Raw genomic sequence first — 22,400 nt, forward strand, 5'->3', positions numbered from 1 at the left:
TTTGCAATGATAATATTATAATTGTTTTATAAGAAATATCAATCTTTTACTTATCCATATAAGAGCTTTTAGGGCTTTTACATTTTTTACTTTGATTATTTATATTTTCAATTATGGAAAGTGATTATTATTAGTATAATATAAGTAGAAAAATTACTTTATGATATTAAGGAGTCAAAAATGAATATAAATCAAAGAATAGATAAATTAAGAGAATTGATGAATGAAAGAAATATTGACGCATATATTATCCCAACATCAGATCCTCATCAATCTGAATATCTAGCAGATTATTATAAAACTAGAGAGTTTATAACTGGTTTTACTGGCTCAGCAGGTACAGCACTAGTAACAATGAACGATGCCTTACTATGGACTGATAGTAGATATTTCTTACAAGCTGAAAAAGAATTAAAGAATACAGAGTTTAGTCTAATGAAAATTGGTGTTGAAGGTGTAGATACCCTAGAAGACTACCTTGACAAAAATGTATCTGAGTTTGGTAAAATTGCCTTTGATGGCAAAACATATTCAGTAAAAGGATACAAAAACCTAAGCGAAAATATGGGAGCTAGAATTCTTGTCTCTGACGTAGACTATATATCTCAAATTTGGGATAATAGACCAGAACTTGGCAAAGATAAGGCTTGGATTATGAAAGAAGAATATGTAGGTGAAAGCCTAAAGGAAAAATTAGCTAGACTAAGAACTACTATGAAGATGAAATCTTGTGATTATACCTTTATTGGAGCACCTGAAGATATTTGTTATTTGCTAAATATCAGGGGAAATGATGTAGCCTACAATCCTGTCCTCCTATCTTATATGTTAATTTCAAATGACAGCGCTAGTCTATGTATAGATGAAGATAAATTAACAGCAGAAGTAAGAGAATATCTTGAATCAAACGATGTAAAGATTTATAGCTATGACTCTATTTATAGGTTATTAAAAAATATTTCTGGGAAAAATAGGATATACCTTGATCCAGAAAGGACTAATGTGGCAATTTATGATAGCATAAATGCAAATGTAAAAGTAAGCCTTGGTACAAATATTAGTATTTTAATGAAAACGATAAAAACTGATACAGAGATTGAAAATGTTAAGAAAGCCTACATCAAAGATGGTATCGCCTTGGTTAAATTCTTTTCTTGGCTAGAAGTAGGGGCAAAAACTGGATCTCTTAATGAATTATTAGCTAGCAAAAAACTACATGACCTAAGAAGTGAAGATGAATCTTATATTGAAGATTCTTTTGAAACAATTGCAGGCTATAAAGAAAATGCAGCTATAGTTCACTATGCACCACAAGCCACAGGCTCTAAAACAATAAGAGATGAAGGAATGATTCTAGTTGACTCTGGAGCCCATTATAATGAGGGAACTACTGATATAACAAGAACTGTTGCCCTAGGTAAACTTACAGATGAAGAAAAAACAGATTATACACTCGTATTAAAATCATTTTTAAGTCTTTTCTTAGCTAAATTCAAAGATAAGACAAATGGACAAAGATTAGATGCTTTTGCAAAATTCCCACTCTGGCAAGCAGGTAAAGACTTCTTCCATGGAACAGGCCATGGGGTAGGCTTTGTTCTAACAGTCCATGAAGGACCACAAAGAATTGCTGATAGAGATAATCACCAATTTGTAGCAAACATGACCTCATCAATAGAACCAGGTCTATATATTGCAAACTCACATGGTATTAGAATTGAAAATGAAGCATATGTAAAGAAAGCTTTTGAAAATGAATTTGGTAAGTTCAATCAATTTGAAACTCTTACTTATGTTCCTATTGACACAAGACCAGTAAAAACCGAAATGCTCAATAGAGATGAGCTTGAATGGTTAAATAATTACAACAAGGCATGCTTCGAAAAGCTAAGCCCATACCTAGAAGGCCATGACTTAGAATATTTGAAAGAGAGTTGTAGAGAAATTTGACAAATAAAAAGATTAAAGAAAAACTGAAAGAACTTCCTGAATTACCAGGCGTATATATAATGAGAAATGCTGATGATGAAATAATCTATGTAGGTAAGGCCATTTCTCTAAAAAGACGAGTACGTCAATATTTTGATAATAGCAAAAATAAGGGCGCTAAAGTCCTTGCCATGGTTAAAAACATAGATCATTTTGAGTATATCATAGTTCAAAATGAAGTCGAGGCCCTAGTTCTTGAAAGTAATTTAATCAAAAAGAATAGACCAAGATACAATATTGTATTAAGGGATGATAAACAGTATCCCTATATAAAAATATTGAAGGAAAAATTTCCTAGAATAAAAAAGGTTAGACAAGTAAAAAAAGATGGGGCCAAATATTTTGGTCCCTATCCTGATGCCTACGCAGTTAATGATGCTATAGCTTTATTCCACCTTTATTATCCATTCAGAACTTGCAATTTGAATTTTGATAAGGGTGCAAGACTTGATAGACCCTGCCTAAATTATTTTATCAAAAAATGTAAGGGCCCTTGCGTAGATAAGGAAGATGAATCAACTTATCTTAGAAATATGGAGCAAGTTAGCTCATTTTTGGATAAGAAATCTGATAAAATCCCAGCATGGGTTTTAGAAAAAATGCAAGCCTACAGCAAAGAATTGAATTTTGAGATGGCGGCCATATATAGGGACTATTATAGGGCCTTATCTGTAATTTCTGAAAGGCAAAATGTCACAGAAACACGAGCTGATGATATGGATATCATTGCTACAAGCAAGGGAATAAATAACATTATCATCCAAGTGTTTTTTATGAGAATGGGTAAAATTGTTGATAGAGAGCACTTTGTAATTAAAAATGACTTTATGGAAAAAGATGAGGATATAATTTCGTCTTTTATGAAGCAGTTCTATCTTGACATGACCTATATACCAAAAGAAATCATAGTTCAAAGTTTACCGAGCGATTTACAATCCTTGAGTGACTTTCTTTCAGATAAGAAAAATGCCAAGGTTAGCATAATGAAGCCAAAACTTGGGAAAAAGAAAGAATTGCTAGATTTGGCTAGCAGAAATGCTTACGATATGAGAATGAAGCTTGATAAAAGAATTGAAAGAAAAGAAAGAAAACGCTCATCAGGTTTTAATCAACTTAAAGAAATTCTAAACATAAAGGATATCTTTAGGATGGAATGTTTCGATATATCGAACACTTCAGGAGTATTGTCAGTTGGCTCAATGGTAGTGTATGAAGATGGTATCCCTACTCCTAAGGAGTATAGGAAATTTAAGATAAAGACTGTTGTTGGGCCTGATGATTACGCATCCCATAGGGAGATTTTGACTAGAAGACTAAAACGTGGGATAGAAGAGAAGGCTAAGGGATATACCAAAACAGGATTTGGATCTATGCCGGATTTAATATTGATGGATGGTGGAAAAGGTCAAGTTAGTATAGCTAAAGAAGTAATTAGTGAATTAGCTTTGGACATAGAAATAGCAGGTCTAGTAAAAGATGATAAGCATACAACAAGGGCTATAATTTATGATAACGAGGAGATTCCCATTAATAGGAGAGATCCTGTTTATAAATTAATCTATGAAATCCAAGAACAAGCCCATAACTTTGCTATAAATTATCATAGAAAACTTATGCAAAACACAATGAAAAAATCAGAGCTTGATGAAATAAAGGGTGTCGGAGAAAAAACAAGAAAAAATTTGTACAAACACTTTAAAACAATAGCTAACATCAAAAAGGCGAGCGTTGAAGAGCTTATGGAAGTGCCCCTAGTTGGAAAAGTTCAGGCTCTTGAAATTTATAAGTATTTTAAATTGAAAGGATAAGATATGGCTAACAGCAATGATATAAGCGATTTTAGTGAGCATATAGACAAAGAAATAACTAGAGGAATTGATCAAAAAAAAGTAAGTCTTAGTAAAATAGTTGAAATAATGAATCTAGAAATAATCTATAAATCAAGCGATTTTGATGAAATAGAATTGGAAAGTGTAGAAGTTAATAGGCCTGGCCTACAGCTAACAGGTTATCTAGAAAAATTTCCTCACAAAAGATTGCAATTAATCGGCTCAGTTGAATATACATATTTAACAAGCCTAGATTCCAAAATGCAATATGAGAGATTCAGAGGAATTTTATCTTATAAATTGCCAGCAGTAATATTTACCTATAACAAAGAAATCAACAAAGATATTAGGGACTTATGTAGTTACTATGACATAACTCTTTTGAGGTCGCCACTAAAGTCTACAAGATTGATATCAAAACTTTCCGATGAGCTAGAATATCAACTAGCGCCAACCAGCAATGTACATGGCGAACTACTTGAAGTTTTTGGTGTAGGAGTTTTGATTATGGGAAAATCATCTGTGGGTAAGAGTGAAACAGCCCTAGATTTGGTAAATAGGGGTCACAGACTTATAGCTGATGATATGGTAGATATAATTGCTGCTAATAATAAATTAACAGGAGCTTCTCCTGCAAATATTAGGCATTATATGGAAATTAGAGGTCTTGGAATAATCAATGTTAGAAGATTATATGGATCAGGAGCTGTAAAGTCTGCAACTAATATTGATTTGGTAATAGAACTTGAACAATGGAAAGAGGATTACGAATACGATAGACTAGGTCTGGATGATCATTTTATTCAAATTTTGGATGTAAAAGTTCCCCATATTGTAGTCCCTGTAAGGGCAGGAAGAAACTTAGCCTTGATAGTTGAAGTAGCTGCAATGAATCAAAGAGAAAAGAATTTGGGATACAATGCAGCAAAAGTCATGACTGACAATATCTTCAAAGAAACTAGTGGAGAAAATTACACATCAATAAGGGATATATTAAAAGATGGTCAAGGAATTATATAGATAATAAGCTCTTAATAAAGTTAAGCTGTTAAATTTCAAGTAAACAAAATGATTGTTAGTATTTCAATGTGCTGACAGTCTTTTTTAGTTTTGAATTAATTAAAAGAAGTTATAAAAATTTAAAAAAATAAATAATTAAACGTATGGTATAAAAAAGAATAAAATTTTTATTAAAAATGGCAAGAAAAGTTGAAATTCTAACTTGACATATAGGTTAAAAAAACTTATACTTAAAATAGTGTTAACGATATTTGTTACTAATATTATAGGAGGTCTTAAATGACAGTTAAAAGAGCTATGAAGACTATGGATGGTAACACAGCCGCTGCTCACGTATCTTATGCGTTTACAGATGTTGCTACAATCTATCCGATTACACCTTCATCACCAATGCCAGAAGCAGTAGATGTTTGGGCTGCTAATGGAAGAAAGAATATTTTTGGTAGACCAGTACAAGTAAAGGAAATGCAATCCGAAGCAGGAGCTGCAGGAGCAGTACACGGAGCATTAGCAGCAGGAGCACTAACTACTACATATACTGCAAGTCAAGGATTATTATTAATGATTCCTAACATGTATAAGATTGCAGGTGAAAGATTACCAGGTGTATTCCACGTTGCAGCAAGAACACTTGCTACTCACGCACTTTCTATCTACGGAGATCATTCAGATGTAATGTCAGCAAGACAAACAGGTTTTGCTATGCTTTGCAACTCTTCAGTTCAAGAAGTTATGGACTTAGCTCCAGTTGCTCACTTATCAGCAATCAAAGGAAGCATACCATTTGTTAACTTCTTCGATGGATTTAGAACAAGCCACGAAATCCAAAAGATTCAAGTTTGGGATTATAAAGATCTTGCTCCACTAGTAGATATGGATGCCGTAAATAGATTTAAAAATAATTCACTAAACCCAGAAAGACCAAAAACAATTGGTACTGCTGAAAAGAACATCTTCTTCCAAAGAATGGAATCTGTAAACAATGCATATGATGACATCGTTGGTATAGCTGAAGATTACATGCACAAAATCAATGAATTAATTGGTACACACTACGAATTATTCAACTACTATGGTGCAGATGATGCAGAAGAAATTATCGTTGCAATGGGATCTGTTTGTGAAGCTGCTGAAGAAACAATCGACGCTTTACTTGCTCAAGGCAAAAAAGTTGGTATGATTGAAGTTCATCTTTACAGACCATTCTCAGTAGATCACTTACTAAAAGCTATTCCAAAAACAGTTAAGAAAATTGCTGTTCTTGATAGAACAAAAGAAAAAGGATCTGTTGGTGAACCTTTACTACTTGATGTTAAATCTGCTTTCTATGATAAAGAAGACAAACCACTTATCATTGGCGGTAGATATGGTTTATCATCAAAAGATACAGTACCAGCTGATATCGAAGCTGTATTTGTAAATCTTGCTAAAGACGAACCAAAAGACGACTTTACAATTTCAATCAATGATGATGTTACTCACAAATCACTTGAAAGAACTGACCTAAAGATTAGGCAAGAAGGAACAACAAGATGTAAATTCTGGGGATTCGGATCAGACGGTACAGTTGGAGCTAACAAACAAGCTATCAAGATTATCGGTGATAACACAGACATGTACGCTCAAGGTTACTTTGACTATGACTCAAAGAAATCTGGTGGTCTAACAGTATCCCACTTAAGATTTGGTAAAAACCCAATCAGATCAACATACCTACTTGACGAAGCTGACTTTATGTCTTGTTCAAAAGTTGCTTACGTTCATCAATATGACCTACTTAAGGGATTAAAAGACGGCGGATCATTCTTACTAAACTGTGCTTGGACTGATGAAGAATTAGATGAACATCTACCAGCAAACATGAAACGTTACATTGCTAATCACAATGTTGAATTCTACACAATTGACGCTTCTCACTTAGCTCAACAAATTGGATTAGGTTCAAGAACAAACATGATTATGCAATCTGCATTCTTTAAACTTGCTAACGTAATTCCTTTGGAAGATGCTGTTGGTTACTTAAAGGCATCTATAGTTAAGTCATACGGCCACAAGGGTGATGATATTGTTAACATGAACTACAAGGCTGTAGATAGCGGAATCGATGCAATCCACAAAGTTGAAGTTCCAGAAGATTGGAAAGATGCAGTTGATGAAAAGAAAGAAGAAAGAGAACTTCCAGAATTCATCAGAGAAATTGTTAAACCAATGCTTGAACAAAAAGAAGACGACATCCCTGTATCAGCATTTGTTGGTAGAGAAGATGGAGCTTTCGAATCAGGCACAACACAATATGAAAAGAGAGGAATTGCTCTTACAGTTCCTGAATGGCAAATAGATAATTGTATTCAATGTAACCAATGTTCATACGTTTGTCCTCACGCAGTAATTAGACCTTTCTTAGTAACAGAAGAAGAAAAGGCAAACGCACCTGAAGGCTTTACAACTAAAAAAGCAATTGGTAAGGGCATGGATGGATACGAATTTAGAATCCAAGTATCTCCACTAGATTGTACTGGATGTGGAAACTGTGCAGATGTATGTCCAGCTCCAAAGAAAGCACTTCTAATGAAACCATTCGAAGAAGAAGTAGAAAAAGAAAAAGACAATTGGTACTTTGCTCATGATGAAATTGGATACAAAGAAGACGTTATGGATCCAATGACATTAAAGGGAAGCCAATTCAAACAACCATTACTTGAGTTCTCAGGCGCATGCGCTGGATGTGGTGAAACTCCATATGCAAAACTTGTTACTCAATTATTTGGTGATAGAATGTATATAGCTAACGCTACAGGTTGTTCTTCAATTTGGGGAGCTAGTGCACCAGCTATGTCTTACACAAAGAATTCTTGTGGCAAGGGACCAGCTTGGGGTAACTCACTATTTGAAGATGCTGCTGAATATGGTTATGGTATGAAACTTGCTGCTGATGCTAACAAATCATTACTTGAAACATACATGAACCAATTCTTAGAACTAGGTCTTGATACACCATTTAATGAAGCATTCATGGCATGGTTAGAAGGTAAAGAAACTGTTAATACTTCAAAAGAAGCAACAGCTAAGATTATGAATCTTAAAGAAGAAACAGTTGAGAGCGAAGAAGGAAAAGCCCTACTTGATAAGATTTTCCAACTAAAAGATTACATGATTAAGAAATCAATCTGGATCTTTGGTGGTGACGGTTGGAGCTACGATATCGGATTCGGTGGTGTTGATCATGTCCTAGCTAGTGGTGAAGACATCAATATCCTTGTATTCGATACAGAAGTTTACTCTAACACAGGTGGACAATCATCTAAATCTACACCATTATCTGCAGTAGCACAATTTGCTGCATCAGGTAAAAAGGTTAGAAAGAAAGACCTTGGTCTAATGATGACATCTTATGGTTATGTATACTGTGCACAAGTAGCTATGGGTGCAAACCAAAATCAAACACTTAGAGCTCTAAAAGAAGCAGAAAGCTACAATGGTCCATCATTAGTAATAGCTTATGCTCCATGTATCAACCACGGTATTAGAATCGGTATGGGTAAATCACAATACAGAGAAAAACAAGCTGTAGAAGCTGGTTACTGGCACTTATGGAGATTTGACCCAAGACTTGCTGAAGAGGGCAAAAATCCATTCCAATTAGATTCTAAAGAACCAAAAGAATCATTCCAAGAATTTATCCAAGGCGAAGTAAGATACTCTTCACTAAAGAGATCCTTCCCAGAAACAGCTGATGAATTATATGCTGAAGCAGAAAAAGCTGCAAAAGATAGATATGCAACATATAAGAGATTAGCAGGTAAATAAATTTAATTCATAAAAACCGTCATTTATTTGGCGGTTTTTTTATGTGCACTTTTATCTTTGCAAATTCCATTATAATTAATTGATAGTTATGGTATAATCATAATAAAAAGGTAATAGATTTACTAATTCATACTGGAGGTATTATGACTATTAAGTATGTTAATCATTTAGGAAAAGTAACTATTGATGATTCGATTATTACAAATATAAGTGTAGCCAGTGTTATGCAATCTTATGGAGTAGTAGGACTTGCCAGTGCTTCTGCCAAGGATGGTATATACAAACTACTAGGAGTTAATAACATGCAAAGGGGAGTTCATATAAAAAGGCTTGATAATGGAAACATAGAAATTAATATTTCTTTATTCCTAAAGTATGGTGTAAGGATTCCGGTTGTTTGTCAAAATATAATTGAAAATGTGAAATATAATGTAGAAAAATCTCTTAATGTTAGAGTTGCTGAAGTCAACATTTTTGTACAAGGGATAATTAAGTAGGAGTGTAAATGAAAATTATAGATGCTAATAAACTTCAACAAATGATTATTGGAGCTTATGAATATTTAGATGAGAACAAGGATCATGTTAATGAACTAAATGTTTTTCCTGTTCCTGATGGTGATACTGGAACTAACATGAACATGACAATTAAATCTGGACTTGATAAGGTAAATAAATCTAATTTATCTTCTGTTGAAGAAGTTTCCAAGGCCTTGAGTCAAGGTACCCTTATGGGAGCAAGGGGCAACTCAGGTGTTATTCTTTCTCAATTGGTTCGTGGTATGTCCAAAACTTTAAAGGGCAAGGATGTCATAAATGCAGAAGACATCAGGGATATATTTGAAAATGCTAAAAAAACCGCCTACAAGGCTGTTATGCAACCTACTGAGGGAACAATACTTACAGTTGCAAGAATGATGGCTGAGAAGGCGGCAGAAGCCTATAAAGAAGATATAGAACTAGATGACTATCTAATGGAAATAATTGCAGCAGGTCAAAAAGCCTTGGATAGTACGCCAAAGCTATTGCCTGTTTTAAAGGAGGCTGGAGTAGTTGACTCAGGTGGTCAAGGATTAATTTTCCTATTAAGGGGTGCCCTAAATGCCTTAAATGGAAATATAGATAGGGATATTAATCTGTCAGCAGAAGAGGATGATGATGACTTTACTTATAAGTTAGTTTTCGAACTAGCCTCAAATGAAGAAAAATTAAGCCAACTAGATGAAAATCTTAGAAGAATTACAAAAGATTATGATTCGACATTAACAAGTGAAAGTTTGAAAGCTTCATTAAAAACAGATAGTCCACAAAATATTATTCAAATGATTCTTTTGGAAGGTGTAATCTTAAAGATTAATCTTGAAAATTTGAAAGCAAATATTGAGATTAAGGAGGAAGTTGATACAAAGCCAAAGAAAAAATATGGATTTATTGCTGTATCTAGGGGTGAAGGCTACAATGCTATAATGGAAAGCCTAAATATAGATAAGATTATTGCAGGCGGACAAACTATGAACCCATCTACTGAGGATATCTTTAAGGCTATTGAAGAAATAAATGCAGAAAATATTATTATTTTCCCAAATAATAAAAACATAATAATGTCAGCTAAACAAGCGGCAGAAGTAACAGAAAAAAATGCCTATGTTGTTGATACTAGATCAATACCAGAAACATTCACTGCTTTATTAGAATTTGATGAAAGTTTATCAGCAGAAGAAAATGTTGAAAATATGAATGAGATTATCGAAGATATTCATATAGCCGAAGTTTCAATTTCAATAAGAGATACTAGTGTTAATGATATAAAGATTAGAAAAGATGACTATATAGGAATACTTGATGGTAAGATAGTTGCAACAGACTCTTCAATGGATAAGACTTTAGAGCTAACTATTGATAAAATCATAGAAGAAGGCGAGGTTTCTCTTGTTACTGTATATTATGGTGAGGATGTAGATAAGAGAAAAGCCAAAGAATTTGTCAAGAAGCTTTCTAAGAAATACAAAGATGTAGATTGTGAATTAGTATATGGTGGTCAACCAGTTTATTATTACACTGTAACATTAGAATAATGGATCTAACAAGTCTAAAGGGGATTGGTCCTAAAAAAGCTAGTGACCTAAAAAGACTCGGTATTCTAGGTGTATCGGATTTATATTCCTATTATCCCAAAGAATATGAAGATAGGACAAGGCTTAGGAGTATAATTGATATAAAAGATTCTAATAAGCACTACTTTTGCTGGCAGATTGTCAGTAAGCTCTATTTTAAGAATCTTTCAAAGATGACTATTTCATACCTATATGCAAGGGAACTTACAAACCCTTCCTATAAAATACGTCTGATATGGTTTAATGACAGATTTAGTCCTAGGAAACTTTTTGAGGGAAAAGAATATAAATTTTTCTGCCAAATAACTGAAAAAAAGGGGATTTATGAAGCTGTCAATCCTATTTTTTGTGACTTAGATGAAGATGAAATCGGATCTATAATTCCTTTGTATTCTTTGACTAAAGGCCTTAGTCATAAGCAAATTAGCACCTATGTTGAAGAAGCATTGAAATATTATGATAGTAAGGAAGATATCATTGACTATAGCTTACTTGATAAATTTAAGCTAAATAAAAGAATTGATAATTTAAGGGAAATTCATAGACCAAGTTCTATAGAAAATCTCAGAAAGGCTAAGAGTCAGATTAAGATTATAGATTTACTAAAGGATTTATATTTTTTAGATTATTTAAAAGAAAAAACTAGGCATAAACAAAGTATAAATCTATATTACAATCTGAGTGAAATCTTAAAAGAGATTCCATTCACCCTAACACGAAGTCAAGAAAAATCACTGATAGAAATTCTGGAAGATGTAGCTTCTCCAAATTCAGCTAACAGACTCTTGGTAGGGGATGTTGGTAGTGGGAAAACTATAGTAGCGATAATCACTATGATAGTTTTTGCCCTTAACTCTTATCAGTCAGCAATGATGGTACCTACTGAGCTTTTAGCTATTCAACAATTTGAAAAGAACAAATATTTATTTGACAAGTTTAAGATAAAGGCTGCTCTTCTAACTTCTAGTACAAAGAATAAGCAAAAGCTTAAAGAAGATATAAGAGATGGCAAGATTGATTTACTCATAGGAACTCACGCCCTTATCCAGGAGGATGTTGTTTTTAAAAATCTTAGATTCGTTGTAAATGATGAACAACATAGGTTTGGTGTAAGCCAAAGACAAATGCTGGCCCTCAAGGGACACGAAGTAAATTATTTAACAATGACAGCGACTCCTATACCAAGAACTATGTCCCTAAAGATTTCCCAGATAATTGACTTATCTATAATTAATGAGCTTCCTAAGGGACGAATTCCAATTACAACAAAAATTATAGGAAGTGAAAAAATAAGTTTGTTATATAATTTTATTGAGGAGAATATTAGAGCTTCTAGGCAAGTCTATGTTGTTACTAATAATATAGATGCAGATGATAAAAACTCCCTAGAAAACCTTTATAAACTTTATAAGAAAAAATTTCCTTCCTACAGGATAGCTATTCTGCATGGAAAGCTTACGGCTAATGATAAGGAAGATATTTTAAAGGAATTTAGCGAGGGAAGTATAGATATTTTACTTGCGACAACTGTAATCGAGGTTGGTATAGATGTTGCCAATGCTAATACAATGATAATTTATAATGCCGATAATTTCGGCTTATCAACCCTCCATCAGCTTAGGGGAAGAGTTGGAAGGGGTGAATATAAGTCTTATTGTTTTTTAGTAAGTGATAAGCCTAGTCCAACTAGTAAGTTAAATATCTTAGTAAAAAGTAATGATGGTTTTGAGATTGCCAAGAAAGATTTTGAACTTAGGGGTGGAGGAAAGATTTTATCTTTAATCCAGCACGGTAAGAATCTTTCTAAGATAGAATATCTAAATATGACAGCAGAAGAAATAGACAAAAGCTTTGAAATATATAAAAAGACTAAAGACTCTAATTATCAGGGTGTTAATCTTTCCTTTATTGATGAGTTTTTTTGTAATGATAAGAGGATAATATTAAATTAATGAGAGTTGTAGCAGGAAAATATAAAGGTTTCAATTTATTATCGCCAAAAGTTAATTCATCTAGACCAACAGATAATAAGGTAAAGGAGGCAATCTTTGATATGCTTTTTCCCTATAAACCTGATTTTGTGGCTTTAGACCTATTTTCTGGTACTGGACAGATGGGTATAGAATTTTTGTCTAGGGGTGCTAGAGAAGTTTACTTTAATGAAAAAAACTCATCTACCCACTCTATATTAAAAGAAAATCTTTCTAAAATTAAGGTTGACTCGGCTAAAATTACAAAGCTTGATTTTAGGAAAGCTCTAAAATATTATAAGGAAGAAAAGCTAAAGTTTGATTATATTTTCTTGGATCCGCCTTATGATGGGGATATGCTAAAGCAAGCTATTGAGCTAATAATAGAATGTGAATTATTAAATGATGAAGGTATAATAATAACAGAATCCGATAGGGAATTAGATTTTTCTGGAAGAGGAGGCCTAAACATCCTAAAAGAAAAATCTTATGGAAGGAAACTAATAAAAATATATACGAGAAATGAAAGTGATTTATCCAGGTAGCTTCGACCCACTAACTCTTGGTCATATTGATATAATCAAGAGACTTTCTAAAATGTTTGATGAAGTTGTCGTTGCTGTATTAATTAATGAAAACAAAAACTCTGTATTTTCTCTTGAAGAAAGAGAAAATATTATTAGAGAAGAAATGATAGAAGAGGGCATTGAAAATATAAGCATAGCTTCTTTTGATGGTCTGCTGGTGAATTTTGCAAAGAAAACGGGTATAAAGACCGTTGCTAGAGGATTGAGGGAAATTACAGACTATGAGTATGAGAAAAACATCGCTATGTTTAACTCTAAACTAATGGAAGGACTTGAGACAATATTTCTACTCAGTGATCCAAACTATTCTTACATAAGTTCTAGTGGAGTTAGAGAAGTCGCTAGCTTTAAAGGCGATGTGTCATCTTTTGTTAGTAAAGATGTAGAGTTGAAAATTAAAGAGAAGTTTGAGTATTAGGGGGATATTATGGCACAAAATAAGTTGATAAATTTGATTAATGAGATGGAAGATGTGATGGATGAATCATCATCTGTTCCTTTTTCAAGAAAAGTATCTGTTGATCCAGATGAAATATATGAATTATTGACAGAAATGAAAGATGCTTTGCCAGAAGAAATTAAGCAAGCTCAATGGGTTAATGATGAAAAAGAAAGAATCATCGGTGAAGCAAAGAATGAAGCTGAGAATAGACTAAGTGAAGCCGAAAACGAAATTAATAATATCAAAGAACAAGCAAGAAATAAATTTAAACAATTAGTATCTGAGCATGAAATTACAAGACAAGCTAGGAATGAAGCTGATAGAATTATCTCTGAAGCTAATGCTGAGGCTGAAAAAATTAGACAACAATCATATGCTTATGTAGATAGATTGTTCCAAGGATCTGTAGAAAACTTTAGCCAACTTGCTCAACAACTTGAAAAAAATAGAATTAAAATTCTAGAAAGTAAGTAAGATAAAACCTATGAAGTTTGAGGCTTCATAGGTTTTTCTGTATTTTTATTGGATTTTTATAATCTAAGAATAGGTCTCTCTTAGACAAAAGCGAATATAAATTACTAGACTTTATCATACTCTCATATATTATTAACTCAGAGCTATCAAGCTTTTTGGTATCCGACTTTCTCATGACCACTTTTATTTTTTCATTAATTTCTCTAAAATATTGCCTAGCCTCATTATTAAAGGCTAAGACTTTTATAAAATTATAGTTAAGCTCGTTAAGGTCTTTTTTATTGTCTAAAATATAATTAAGCATGAGTCTTTTCATACGTGACTTACTATGTCTTTGGGATTTGCAAGCATTTATGAAAGTATCATAAGTAAGATTAGAACTTAGTAATTTTCTAAAAAAATTATCCATACCCTCTTCATAGCAGAGTATCTCCTCCATTGAATCATTCTTGATTAATAATTTATACTTAAAAATATCAAGGAGTAAGTCATAATCAGCCTTCTTGTGGTTACTAAAAAAATAATTTAAAGACTCATTAGATTCTTTAGGCATTAAATTTCTAATATCCCTATTAAGATTCATTCTTATTGCGGTAGATGAAGCAAAATTTTTGTCTTCAACTAAAAGATCACTATTATTAGCCCCCATCCTTCTAATAGGAATGGCCTTGATTTTAGAGCTTAATTTAGAAATGGATCTCATATACTCAAGGGCGAGGATGTTATTTGAACTAATAAAATAATCGGAAGATAAAAATTCTTTTAGTGCCAGATATCTTGCTTCAGTAAAAGAATAATTTTCATTAATAAATTTTCTAGTTAACTTCTCTATTTTTGAGTCATTAGAAATAATTTTACTAACGTAAGTTAAAAAAACATCTGGATCCATGTTTTCAATGCCAAAAGCTATATAAGTAATTCCTATTTTATCTAGAAGCTCACAAGACTTGTAAGCAAAAAACTCAGCCGATTGGAGGCTGATGAAGTTTGGCATCTCAATAACTAAATCAAAACCACAAGCTAAAGAAACATTAGCTCTAGCGAATTTATCAATAATGGCAGCTTCGCCTCTTTGAACAAAATCACCACTCATTAGACTAACAGCAAGGTCAGGTTTGATTATCCTTCTTGCTTGTTCAATTAGATATTTGTGACCATTGTGAAATGGATTAAATTCTGAAATTATTGCAAGTTTTTTCATATTATCACCATCTTTATTATACATTATTTATTTAATATTATAAATATAGGCTATTATTATTTGGATTAATTTAATTATTTTGAAAAAATATGGTATAATAATTAGAGAAACATGCGTAGGAGGATATATGATTTCAGCAAATGATTTAAGAAAAGGCGTAACTTTTGTATATAATAATGAGGTTTATCAAATAATTGATTTCCAACACGTTAAACCTGGAAAGGGAGCAGCTTTTGTTCGTGCTAAAATAAGATCTGTAATGAACGGTGGAGCAAAGGATGTTACTTTTAACCCAAATGAAAAATTTGAGCAAGCAGTAATAACAACAAAAGAAATGTCATATTTATACAATGATGGCGAGCTTTATTACTTTATGGATCCAGAAACATTTGAACAAATAGGTATTGAATATGAATCAGTAAAAGATGCAATCATCTATGTTAAGGAAAATGAACCAGTTCAAATTAAGTTCTATGATGGTAAGCCATTCCAAATTGAAGCACCAAACTTTGTAGAATTGAAAGTAGTAACAACAGAGCCAGCAGTAAAGGGTGATACAGCAACTAACGTTACAAAACCAGCCACAGTAGAAACAGGTGCAGTAATTCAAGTTCCAGTATTTGTAAATGAGGGTGATGTTATTAAGATAGATACAAGAACTGGGGATTATCTATCAAGAGTATAAGGAGAAGATTATGTCAGCAAATTTCGTAAACGGGTCAGTAAAGATTGCAGATGAAATTCTTGATCAAATAGCAGTTGCTGCTGCAAGCGATGTTTACGGTGTCTTTTGTGAAGATGATCAAGATAAAACTTTTAGTTTCTATAATAGGAATCCTAAAAGTAGAGTTCAAAAACTAGGCGATTATCTACATTTTTATCTAGATGTCAACTTTGATAGAAATATCAATGTTAGAAATGCTGTAAAAGATATACAAAAGAATGTTAAAAGTGTAGTTGAAAATATGACAGGCATAGCTGTAACTAGAGTTGATGTCAATGTTAACAATCTTGAAATATAATGAATAGAGTTGAGCAAAGAGAGTGGGTATTTAAATTAATCTATCAAGACATGATTAGTAAAATAGAGGATGTAGATAAAATCCTAGCTGAACTTAATTTGGCAGATGAAGATTTTATTAAGGCTTCGATTTCATCTTATCTAGACAAACTCACACTAATAGAAGAAAAAGTTGATTCTAATCTAGATAGTAAACATAAGAGAATTGCTAAGGTGCTTAGGTCTATTCTTTATCTAAGTATAAATGAAATTTACTTTATGGATATTCCAGTTTCAGTTTCAATTAACGAGGCTGTGAATTTAGCTAAAAAATATTCTGATGAAGAGGATTATAAACTTGTTAATTCAATCTTAGGATCAATTGTAAGAAAAGATGGCAATGAGAAAAGCACTAAGTGTTAAGCAGTTTAATGAGTATTTTAAATCAAATATAAAACACGATCCTATATTTCAAAATCTTTATATAAATGGGCAATTGGCGAACATTAGGATCAATAATTCCCATTTATATTTTTCTCTAAAAGAAGATACAGATATCATAGATTGTGTAATTTATTATTATGAAGATAAGGCTGTTGACTTTGATTTTGAAGTTGGCAAAGATATCTTAGTTAGGGGTAATGTATTATATAATAACTATTCATCTAGAATTGTGATTGTTGCAAACGAAGTAGTAGAAAAAGGCATTTCTGATAATTATTTACAATTCATAAAGATGAAAGAAGAGTTTAGAAAAAAAGGCTATTTTGACATCTCTAATAAAAAGGAGATAAGCCAATACCCTAATAAAATCGGCTTAATAACTTCTCAAGAAGGTGCAGCAATTGTTGATTTCTTATCAGTTATTAATCAGAAGCCCAATGATATTCATATTTATCTTTATCCTGTAAAAGTTCAAGGGACTGATTCTTCCTTAATGATTAGCAAGGCGGTTAGAAGTCTTGATAAGAAAGGCTTAGATTTAATTGTAATCACCAGAGGTGGTGGATCCAATGAAGATTTGAATAGTTTTAATGATAGGGCTGTTATTGAAGCTGTATTTGATGCTAAGACACCTATAATATCGGCTATTGGTCATAAAATAGATCAAACTTTGCTTGATTTAGTGGCGGATTTATCCCTACAAACGCCGACAGAAGCAGGTTCCTACCTTGTAAAATCTTATTCAAATTTAGAAAGGGATATGAAAAATATCCTAGATCAAATAAAAGGAATTCTTAATGATAGAATTAAAAGCTATGAGTTTGACTTAGTTAAGTTAAAACTAGAGCTTGATAAGTATAATCCGTCTTTTACTTTGAAAGAAAAGATGAGAGAGCTTTTATACCTTAAAAAGGACCTGGACTTAAAAATACAAGCTAATATCACGTATAATGAGCAAAAAATCAAACTCTTATACAAAGACTTAAAGAGATTTGAAGATATTATAGAGATAAGCAAAAAGAATATTCACATAAAGGACATTAAGCAAGAAATAATTTTTTCAGCTCATCAACTAAAAGTTAAGGATAAGGCTTATATAGAGTTTAGTGATGGAATTGTAAAGGTGGAAGTAATTGATTGATAAGACCCTAGAAGAAAATATGAAAAAAATGCAAGATCTTCTAAAGCAATTGGAAGAAAATAAGGATAACTTGGATAAAAGTATAGAGATTTATGAAAAAGCAACTTGCATTTACAAAGATTTAGAAAACAAATTAAAGGATTATAAGGCAAAGGTGGAAGTTATATCTAAATATGAATGATATTGATTACAGACAAAGGCTTGTTGATAACAAGAATTTGCTAGATGATGAAATAAAAACTTACATAAAAGGAGAATCTCTAATAGAAGAGGCGATGCTATATGCTCTAGAAGCTGGTAAGAGGATAAGGGCTAGCCTATTTTTAGAAACAAGGAGACTTTCTCGAAATCAAATCGATAAAAACGATTTACTATTCGCTTTGGCCATAGAGATGATTCAAGCTTACTCCTTAGTTCATGATGATTTGCCAGCAATGGATGATGATGATTATAGGAGAGGTAAGGAGAGCCTCCATAAACATTTTGGAGAAGATTTAGGAATATTGACTGGTGATGCTTTGCTCAACGAAGCAACAAAACTTATGTTTGAAATTGCTTCTAGAGATTCTTCTTTTATAAAAGCTAGTCAATATCTTCTAAGCAAAACTGGTAAAGATGGGATGATAGAAGGACAAATATTAGATTTAAGACGTAGGAGGAATTACAACAAGGATTTTATAATTGAAGTTTATGATAAAAAGACAGCCGATTTCTTCAAAGGAGCTATAGTTGCTGGAGCCTTAGTTAATGGATTTGACCAAGATACAATTAACAGTCTTGAAAGATATGCTTACTATCTAGGGCTTGGTTTTCAGATACAAGATGACCTACTTGAAAAAGATTATGGTGATGAAATTAATATTTTAAGTTTGATGGATTTACAAGCCAGCAAAAAACTTTTAGAAGATATTAATTATCAATGCAAAAAAGAAATCGAAAATTTTGAAAATAATCAATTTTTCCTATTTTTAATTGAATTTCTGTCCAAAAGACAATATTAGAGGCGACTATGAAAAAGTATACAAGACAACGATTAATTCTAGACATAATACAAAATAATGACGTCAAGACTCAAAGTCAATTATCTGAGATGTTAAAAGATCATGGTGTTGATGCGACTCAAGCAACAATTTCAAGGGATATCAAAGAACTTAGAATTTCAAAGGTTCAGACTGATGATTATGAATACAAATATACAGTAGTAGATACAGTCTATGATACTCTAACAGAGAGGATGGAAAAGATTTTTAAGGAATCTGTCCTTTCCATAGAAAAGTCTGCTCAACTAATCGTTATAAAGACCATATCTTATTGTGCAACTGTTAGTGGTGCCTATATTACAAATGAAAAATTAGATAATGTTGGTGGAATAGTAACAGGAATAGACACAATCTTTATAACTCCAACTGATGTTGACAAGATAGATATTTTAGTAGAAGATATAAGGAATCTTATAAAATAATGCTTTCTGAGCTTTTTATTGATAACTTTGTTATTATCAAAAGAGATCATATATATTTTTCAAAGGGATTTAATGTTCTTACAGGTGAAACTGGGTCAGGTAAGTCTTTAATCTTACAGGCTATTAATCTTGCCTTAGGTCAAAGAGCTGATAAGGACAGCATAGGAAGATTTAACGATAAGACAATCATTGAGGCTGTATTTTCTCTAGATCCAAAATCTAAATCCTTACTTGAAGATATGGACATAGCTTTTGATGACGATAAATTAATTATAACAAGAACCATATCAAAAAAGACTTCCAATATCAGAATCAATGGAAGGATTACTAATCTTTCAAGCTTGAAATATATAGCAGAGGTCCTAGTAGATATATATAAACAAGGCGATAGCAATTCATTTATGAATAGTGCTAATTATATTGATTTGATTGATAATTACACTAATGATGATGCTACAAGAATTTTAAGAAATGACTTAGAAAATCTTTATAGACAAAAAGAGGCCTTACTTGAAGATTTTAATAAGTTAAATTTATCAGAAGAAGAAGTTACTAGGGAAAGAGATTTAATTAATTATCAAATAAACGAGATAGAAGAAATTGATATATTTAAAATTGATGAAGAAAGTTTGGATAAAGAATATCAAAAGCTAAACAATATCTCTGCAATTATTAATTCATCCAATAAAATCAAAGAATTGCTTGACTCAGAAGAGTTTGGTCAAATATCAGCTACAAGCTTAATTAATGAATGTGTATCAGAGCTTTCATCTTATATTTCAGTCGACGATAAGATTGAAAATATCTACAATAATCTCGTGAACATTTCTGATTTAATTAATGATTGCTACCAAGATATAGATTCCTATGAGATGGGCTTGGAGCAAGATCCTGAGAGAATGTATGAGTTGGATATGATTAATCAAACTCTTTTTACTCTAAAAAGGAAATATGGGTCTAGTATAGAGGAAATAAAAGAATATTACGACAAGATCAACAAAAGAATTCTGGAATTAAATGAAATAGATAATTTAAGACTTAATGTTGATAAGAAAATCACTAATATAAATAATAAAATGCTCGAAGCAGCAAAGTCCCTTACTGATATAAGGAAAAATAAGAGTAAAATTCTTGAAGCTGAGATTAACAGCAAGATAAAAGATCTTAATATAAAAAATGGTAAATTCAAGATAGACTTTGGTCAGAGAGCTTGTATAGGCCATAAGGGAATGGATCTTATAGATTTTCTAATTAGCACAAACAAGGGTGATGAACTTAAATCATTATCTAAGACAGCTTCTGGAGGAGAAATTTCTAGGATTATGCTTGCTTTCAAAGAAGTATTTTCTGATGCAGATAATATAGATACTTTGATTTTTGACGAAATAGACACAGGAATAAGTGGAAGAACTGCCCAATTGGTAGGTGAAAAAATTCTTAGCCTATCTAAGAAAAGACAAATCATAGCTATAAGTCACTTGCCGCAAATTGCTTCTTTGGCAAATAAACACATATTGATTAGTAAAGAAGACGTAGACAAGTACACTATAAGCAAAAGCTTAGATCTATTTGGCAAAAATAGGGTAGAAGAAATTGCAAGAATGATAGGTGGAGTAGATATTACTAGCACGACAGAAAAATCTGCAGAAGAAATGCTAAAAATGGCGGAGGATTTAAGAAATGCCTGATGAAAAATTTTATGAGAAATCAATTAAGTCTGAGACTATATATGACGGTAAGATTTTAAAACTTAGAGTTGATACAGTCGAACTTGAAAACAAAAAATATTCTAAAAGAGAGATAGTAGACCATCAAAAGGGCGTAGGAATAATAGCTTTTGATGCTGATGGTAAGCTATGGATGGTTAAACAATATAGGAAGGCTATCGACAAAGTAACCCTTGAGATTCCAGCAGGCCTTGTAGAATCAAATGAATTGCCAATAGAAACAGCAAAGAGAGAATTGCAAGAAGAAGTTGGATATTTCCCAGAAGATATATCTTATCTTTTCGATATGCACTCATCCCCTGGTTTTACTAATGATAAGTTGTCATTTTTTGTCGCCAAGGATTTGAGAGAATCTCGCCTTGATCAAGATGAGGATGAGAATGTTAAGGCATTTACTTACGATGTTGATGACTTATATACTATGATAGAAAATGGAGAGCTAACTGACGCTAAAAGTATTATAGCAGTTCTTTATGCTAAAAAGATGAATAATGAATAATGATTCTTTACTAAATATCGAACTAGAGGCCTTTTCAGGCCCTTTTGATTTGCTATTAAAACTTATAGAGAAAAATAAAATTGACATATACGATATTAATTTAGAGGATATAACAAATTCTTTTCTCGAAGAGATAAATAAAATGGATGAAAGTATTAACAATCTTTCTGAATTTATATATATAGCATCCATTCTATTGATGATAAAATCAAATAAACTTTTGCCTAAAGAAGAAAACAATAATCTTGAAGAAGAATTAATTTCATATCTTATCTACTATAAGAAAATCAAGGCTGTTGAAAATGAATTTAAAGAAATGGAAGAGTCAGCTAGAAAGGTTTATAGCAAATATCAGGAGGATTTAAGTCAATTTGATAAATATGAAGAGCTTTCTATTACAAAAGATATTAATCTTTTAACACAAGAATTCGAAAAGCTTATAAAAAATTTTAATAAAAAGTCTCAAACTCCAAGTATAAAGAGTCTTAAACAAGAAGATGTCAACGATTATGTAGAGAAAATTAGAAAGACTTTGAATTTTACTAAAAAACTAGATTTACGTGATTTGACAAAAAGAATCCGCAATAAATCTGAATGTATTGCAACATTTCTTGCCCTTTTAGAATTAGTTAAGCTAAAGGAAATTAAGCTTAAAGCATTGGAGAAGAATTCGTTTATGGTATTGAAGAGGTAAT

21 protein-coding genes are annotated in these 22,400 nt (G+C 32.0%); 20 read left to right on the forward strand and 1 reads right to left on the reverse strand.

The window, feature by feature from the left end:
• Positions 1-180 precede the first annotated feature (180 nt).
• From HMPREF0077_RS00455 to HMPREF0077_RS00500, 10 genes are all read left to right on the forward strand, one after another.
• On the forward strand, positions 181-1,950 hold the full coding sequence (locus tag HMPREF0077_RS00455; RefSeq protein ID WP_004835868.1) for an aminopeptidase P family protein: 1,770 nt from the start codon (positions 181-183) through the stop codon (positions 1,948-1,950).
• Positions 1,947-3,797, forward strand: a complete 1,851-nt coding sequence (gene uvrC, locus HMPREF0077_RS00460) for an excinuclease ABC subunit UvrC (RefSeq protein WP_004835869.1) — start codon at positions 1,947-1,949, stop codon at positions 3,795-3,797. The genes HMPREF0077_RS00455 and uvrC overlap by 4 nt, the downstream gene beginning before the upstream one ends.
• Positions 3,798-3,800: 3 nt before the next feature.
• The gene (gene hprK / locus HMPREF0077_RS00465) at positions 3,801-4,838 is read left to right on the forward strand and encodes an HPr(Ser) kinase/phosphatase (protein WP_004835870.1); all 1,038 of its coding nucleotides are present in this window, start codon (positions 3,801-3,803) and stop codon (positions 4,836-4,838) included.
• Positions 4,839-5,117: 279 nt separating this feature from the next.
• Positions 5,118-8,645: a pyruvate:ferredoxin (flavodoxin) oxidoreductase gene (gene nifJ, locus HMPREF0077_RS00470; RefSeq protein ID WP_004835871.1), complete on the forward strand. Its 3,528-nt coding sequence runs from the start codon at positions 5,118-5,120 to the stop codon at positions 8,643-8,645.
• Positions 8,646-8,788: 143 nt separating this feature from the next.
• Complete coding sequence (locus tag HMPREF0077_RS00475; protein WP_004835872.1) at positions 8,789-9,142, forward strand: Asp23/Gls24 family envelope stress response protein; 354 nt, start codon at positions 8,789-8,791, stop codon at positions 9,140-9,142.
• An 8-nt stretch (positions 9,143-9,150) separates the two neighbouring features.
• A complete protein-coding gene (locus tag HMPREF0077_RS00480) occupies positions 9,151-10,719 on the forward strand; it encodes a DAK2 domain-containing protein (protein ID WP_004835873.1) in 1,569 nt (522 codons plus the stop codon).
• Positions 10,719-12,710, forward strand: a complete 1,992-nt coding sequence (locus HMPREF0077_RS00485) for an ATP-dependent DNA helicase RecG (RefSeq protein WP_004835874.1) — start codon at positions 10,719-10,721, stop codon at positions 12,708-12,710. The genes HMPREF0077_RS00480 and HMPREF0077_RS00485 overlap by 1 nt, the downstream gene beginning before the upstream one ends.
• The gene (gene rsmD / locus HMPREF0077_RS00490; protein WP_004835875.1) at positions 12,710-13,273 is read left to right on the forward strand and encodes a 16S rRNA (guanine(966)-N(2))-methyltransferase RsmD; all 564 of its coding nucleotides are present in this window, start codon (positions 12,710-12,712) and stop codon (positions 13,271-13,273) included. Before HMPREF0077_RS00485 ends, rsmD begins: the two co-directional genes overlap by 1 nt.
• Positions 13,251-13,733, forward strand: coding sequence for a pantetheine-phosphate adenylyltransferase (coaD, locus tag HMPREF0077_RS00495; RefSeq protein WP_004835876.1), 483 nt, complete (start codon positions 13,251-13,253; stop codon positions 13,731-13,733). The genes rsmD and coaD overlap by 23 nt, the downstream gene beginning before the upstream one ends.
• Positions 13,734-13,742: 9 nt before the next feature.
• Positions 13,743-14,231 carry an ATP synthase subunit B family protein gene (locus HMPREF0077_RS00500; protein ID WP_004835877.1) on the forward strand — a complete coding sequence of 163 codons (489 nt, stop codon included), beginning with the start codon at positions 13,743-13,745 and terminating at the stop codon, positions 14,229-14,231.
• 25 nt (positions 14,232-14,256) lie between these two features.
• On the opposite strand, the gene HMPREF0077_RS00505 is transcribed toward HMPREF0077_RS00500, so the two are convergent.
• Positions 14,257-15,432, reverse strand: a complete 1,176-nt coding sequence (locus tag HMPREF0077_RS00505; RefSeq protein ID WP_040349185.1) for a nucleotidyltransferase family protein — start codon at positions 15,430-15,432, stop codon at positions 14,257-14,259.
• Positions 15,433-15,559: 127 nt separating this feature from the next.
• Here HMPREF0077_RS00505 and efp point away from each other — a divergent pair, with 127 nt between their 5' ends.
• Genes efp through HMPREF0077_RS00555 form a run of 10 tightly spaced genes read left to right on the forward strand, consistent with a single transcriptional unit; the run spans position 15,560 to position 22,399 of the window.
• Positions 15,560-16,117, forward strand: coding sequence for an elongation factor P (efp, locus tag HMPREF0077_RS00510; protein ID WP_004835879.1), 558 nt, complete (start codon positions 15,560-15,562; stop codon positions 16,115-16,117).
• A 10-nt stretch (positions 16,118-16,127) separates the two neighbouring features.
• Positions 16,128-16,454, forward strand: coding sequence for an Asp23/Gls24 family envelope stress response protein (locus HMPREF0077_RS00515; protein ID WP_004835880.1), 327 nt, complete (start codon positions 16,128-16,130; stop codon positions 16,452-16,454).
• On the forward strand, positions 16,454-16,855 hold the full coding sequence (locus HMPREF0077_RS00520) for a transcription antitermination factor NusB (RefSeq protein WP_004835881.1): 402 nt from the start codon (positions 16,454-16,456) through the stop codon (positions 16,853-16,855). Before HMPREF0077_RS00515 ends, HMPREF0077_RS00520 begins: the two co-directional genes overlap by 1 nt.
• The gene (gene xseA / locus HMPREF0077_RS00525; RefSeq protein ID WP_004835882.1) at positions 16,833-18,017 is read left to right on the forward strand and encodes an exodeoxyribonuclease VII large subunit; all 1,185 of its coding nucleotides are present in this window, start codon (positions 16,833-16,835) and stop codon (positions 18,015-18,017) included. The genes HMPREF0077_RS00520 and xseA overlap by 23 nt, the downstream gene beginning before the upstream one ends.
• Before the next feature lie 19 nt (positions 18,018-18,036).
• Positions 18,037-18,198 (forward strand): exodeoxyribonuclease VII small subunit, encoded by a 162-nt coding sequence (locus HMPREF0077_RS00530; protein ID WP_231723865.1) that lies wholly within the window; start codon positions 18,037-18,039, stop codon positions 18,196-18,198.
• The gene (locus HMPREF0077_RS00535) at positions 18,191-19,018 is read left to right on the forward strand and encodes a polyprenyl synthetase family protein (RefSeq protein WP_004835884.1); all 828 of its coding nucleotides are present in this window, start codon (positions 18,191-18,193) and stop codon (positions 19,016-19,018) included. Before HMPREF0077_RS00530 ends, HMPREF0077_RS00535 begins: the two co-directional genes overlap by 8 nt.
• Before the next feature lie 8 nt (positions 19,019-19,026).
• Entirely contained in the window at positions 19,027-19,479 is a 453-nt protein-coding gene (locus HMPREF0077_RS00540) for an arginine repressor (protein WP_004835885.1), read from the forward strand.
• Complete coding sequence (gene recN, locus HMPREF0077_RS00545; RefSeq protein WP_004835886.1) at positions 19,479-21,167, forward strand: DNA repair protein RecN; 1,689 nt, start codon at positions 19,479-19,481, stop codon at positions 21,165-21,167. Before HMPREF0077_RS00540 ends, recN begins: the two co-directional genes overlap by 1 nt.
• Positions 21,160-21,705 carry an NUDIX hydrolase gene (locus HMPREF0077_RS00550; protein WP_004835887.1) on the forward strand — a complete coding sequence of 182 codons (546 nt, stop codon included), beginning with the start codon at positions 21,160-21,162 and terminating at the stop codon, positions 21,703-21,705. The genes recN and HMPREF0077_RS00550 overlap by 8 nt, the downstream gene beginning before the upstream one ends.
• Positions 21,698-22,399 (forward strand): segregation and condensation protein A, encoded by a 702-nt coding sequence (locus HMPREF0077_RS00555; RefSeq protein ID WP_004835888.1) that lies wholly within the window; start codon positions 21,698-21,700, stop codon positions 22,397-22,399. Before HMPREF0077_RS00550 ends, HMPREF0077_RS00555 begins: the two co-directional genes overlap by 8 nt.
• Position 22,400 lies beyond the last annotated feature (1 nt).

Source organism: Anaerococcus tetradius ATCC 35098 (assembly GCF_000159095.1).
In the GTDB taxonomy this organism is placed as follows: domain Bacteria; phylum Bacillota; class Clostridia; order Tissierellales; family Peptoniphilaceae; genus Anaerococcus; species Anaerococcus tetradius.

Bases quoted from the DNA above. Each gene is read 5' to 3' on its own strand.
- HMPREF0077_RS00455 (WP_004835868.1), top strand. From the start codon at position 181: ATGAATATAAATCAAAGAATAGATAAATTAAGAGAATTGATGAATGAA.
- hprK (WP_004835870.1), top strand. From the start codon at position 3,801: ATGGCTAACAGCAATGATATAAGCGATTTTAGTGAGCATATAGACAAA.
- nifJ (WP_004835871.1), top strand. From the start codon at position 5,118: ATGACAGTTAAAAGAGCTATGAAGACTATGGATGGTAACACAGCCGCT.
- HMPREF0077_RS00475 (WP_004835872.1), top strand. From the start codon at position 8,789: ATGACTATTAAGTATGTTAATCATTTAGGAAAAGTAACTATTGATGAT.
- HMPREF0077_RS00480 (WP_004835873.1), top strand. From the start codon at position 9,151: ATGAAAATTATAGATGCTAATAAACTTCAACAAATGATTATTGGAGCT.
- HMPREF0077_RS00485 (WP_004835874.1), top strand. From the start codon at position 10,719: ATGGATCTAACAAGTCTAAAGGGGATTGGTCCTAAAAAAGCTAGTGAC.
- rsmD (WP_004835875.1), top strand. From the start codon at position 12,710: ATGAGAGTTGTAGCAGGAAAATATAAAGGTTTCAATTTATTATCGCCA.
- coaD (WP_004835876.1), top strand. From the start codon at position 13,251: ATGAAAGTGATTTATCCAGGTAGCTTCGACCCACTAACTCTTGGTCAT.
- HMPREF0077_RS00500 (WP_004835877.1), top strand. From the start codon at position 13,743: ATGGCACAAAATAAGTTGATAAATTTGATTAATGAGATGGAAGATGTG.
- HMPREF0077_RS00505 (WP_040349185.1), bottom strand. From the start codon at position 15,432: ATGAAAAAACTTGCAATAATTTCAGAATTTAATCCATTTCACAATGGT.
- efp (WP_004835879.1), top strand. From the start codon at position 15,560: ATGATTTCAGCAAATGATTTAAGAAAAGGCGTAACTTTTGTATATAAT.
- HMPREF0077_RS00515 (WP_004835880.1), top strand. From the start codon at position 16,128: ATGTCAGCAAATTTCGTAAACGGGTCAGTAAAGATTGCAGATGAAATT.
- HMPREF0077_RS00520 (WP_004835881.1), top strand. From the start codon at position 16,454: ATGAATAGAGTTGAGCAAAGAGAGTGGGTATTTAAATTAATCTATCAA.
- xseA (WP_004835882.1), top strand. From the start codon at position 16,833: ATGAGAAAAGCACTAAGTGTTAAGCAGTTTAATGAGTATTTTAAATCA.
- HMPREF0077_RS00530 (WP_231723865.1), top strand. From the start codon at position 18,037: ATGAAAAAAATGCAAGATCTTCTAAAGCAATTGGAAGAAAATAAGGAT.
- HMPREF0077_RS00535 (WP_004835884.1), top strand. From the start codon at position 18,191: ATGAATGATATTGATTACAGACAAAGGCTTGTTGATAACAAGAATTTG.
- HMPREF0077_RS00540 (WP_004835885.1), top strand. From the start codon at position 19,027: ATGAAAAAGTATACAAGACAACGATTAATTCTAGACATAATACAAAAT.
- recN (WP_004835886.1), top strand. From the start codon at position 19,479: ATGCTTTCTGAGCTTTTTATTGATAACTTTGTTATTATCAAAAGAGAT.
- HMPREF0077_RS00550 (WP_004835887.1), top strand. From the start codon at position 21,160: ATGCCTGATGAAAAATTTTATGAGAAATCAATTAAGTCTGAGACTATA.
- HMPREF0077_RS00555 (WP_004835888.1), top strand. From the start codon at position 21,698: ATGAATAATGATTCTTTACTAAATATCGAACTAGAGGCCTTTTCAGGC.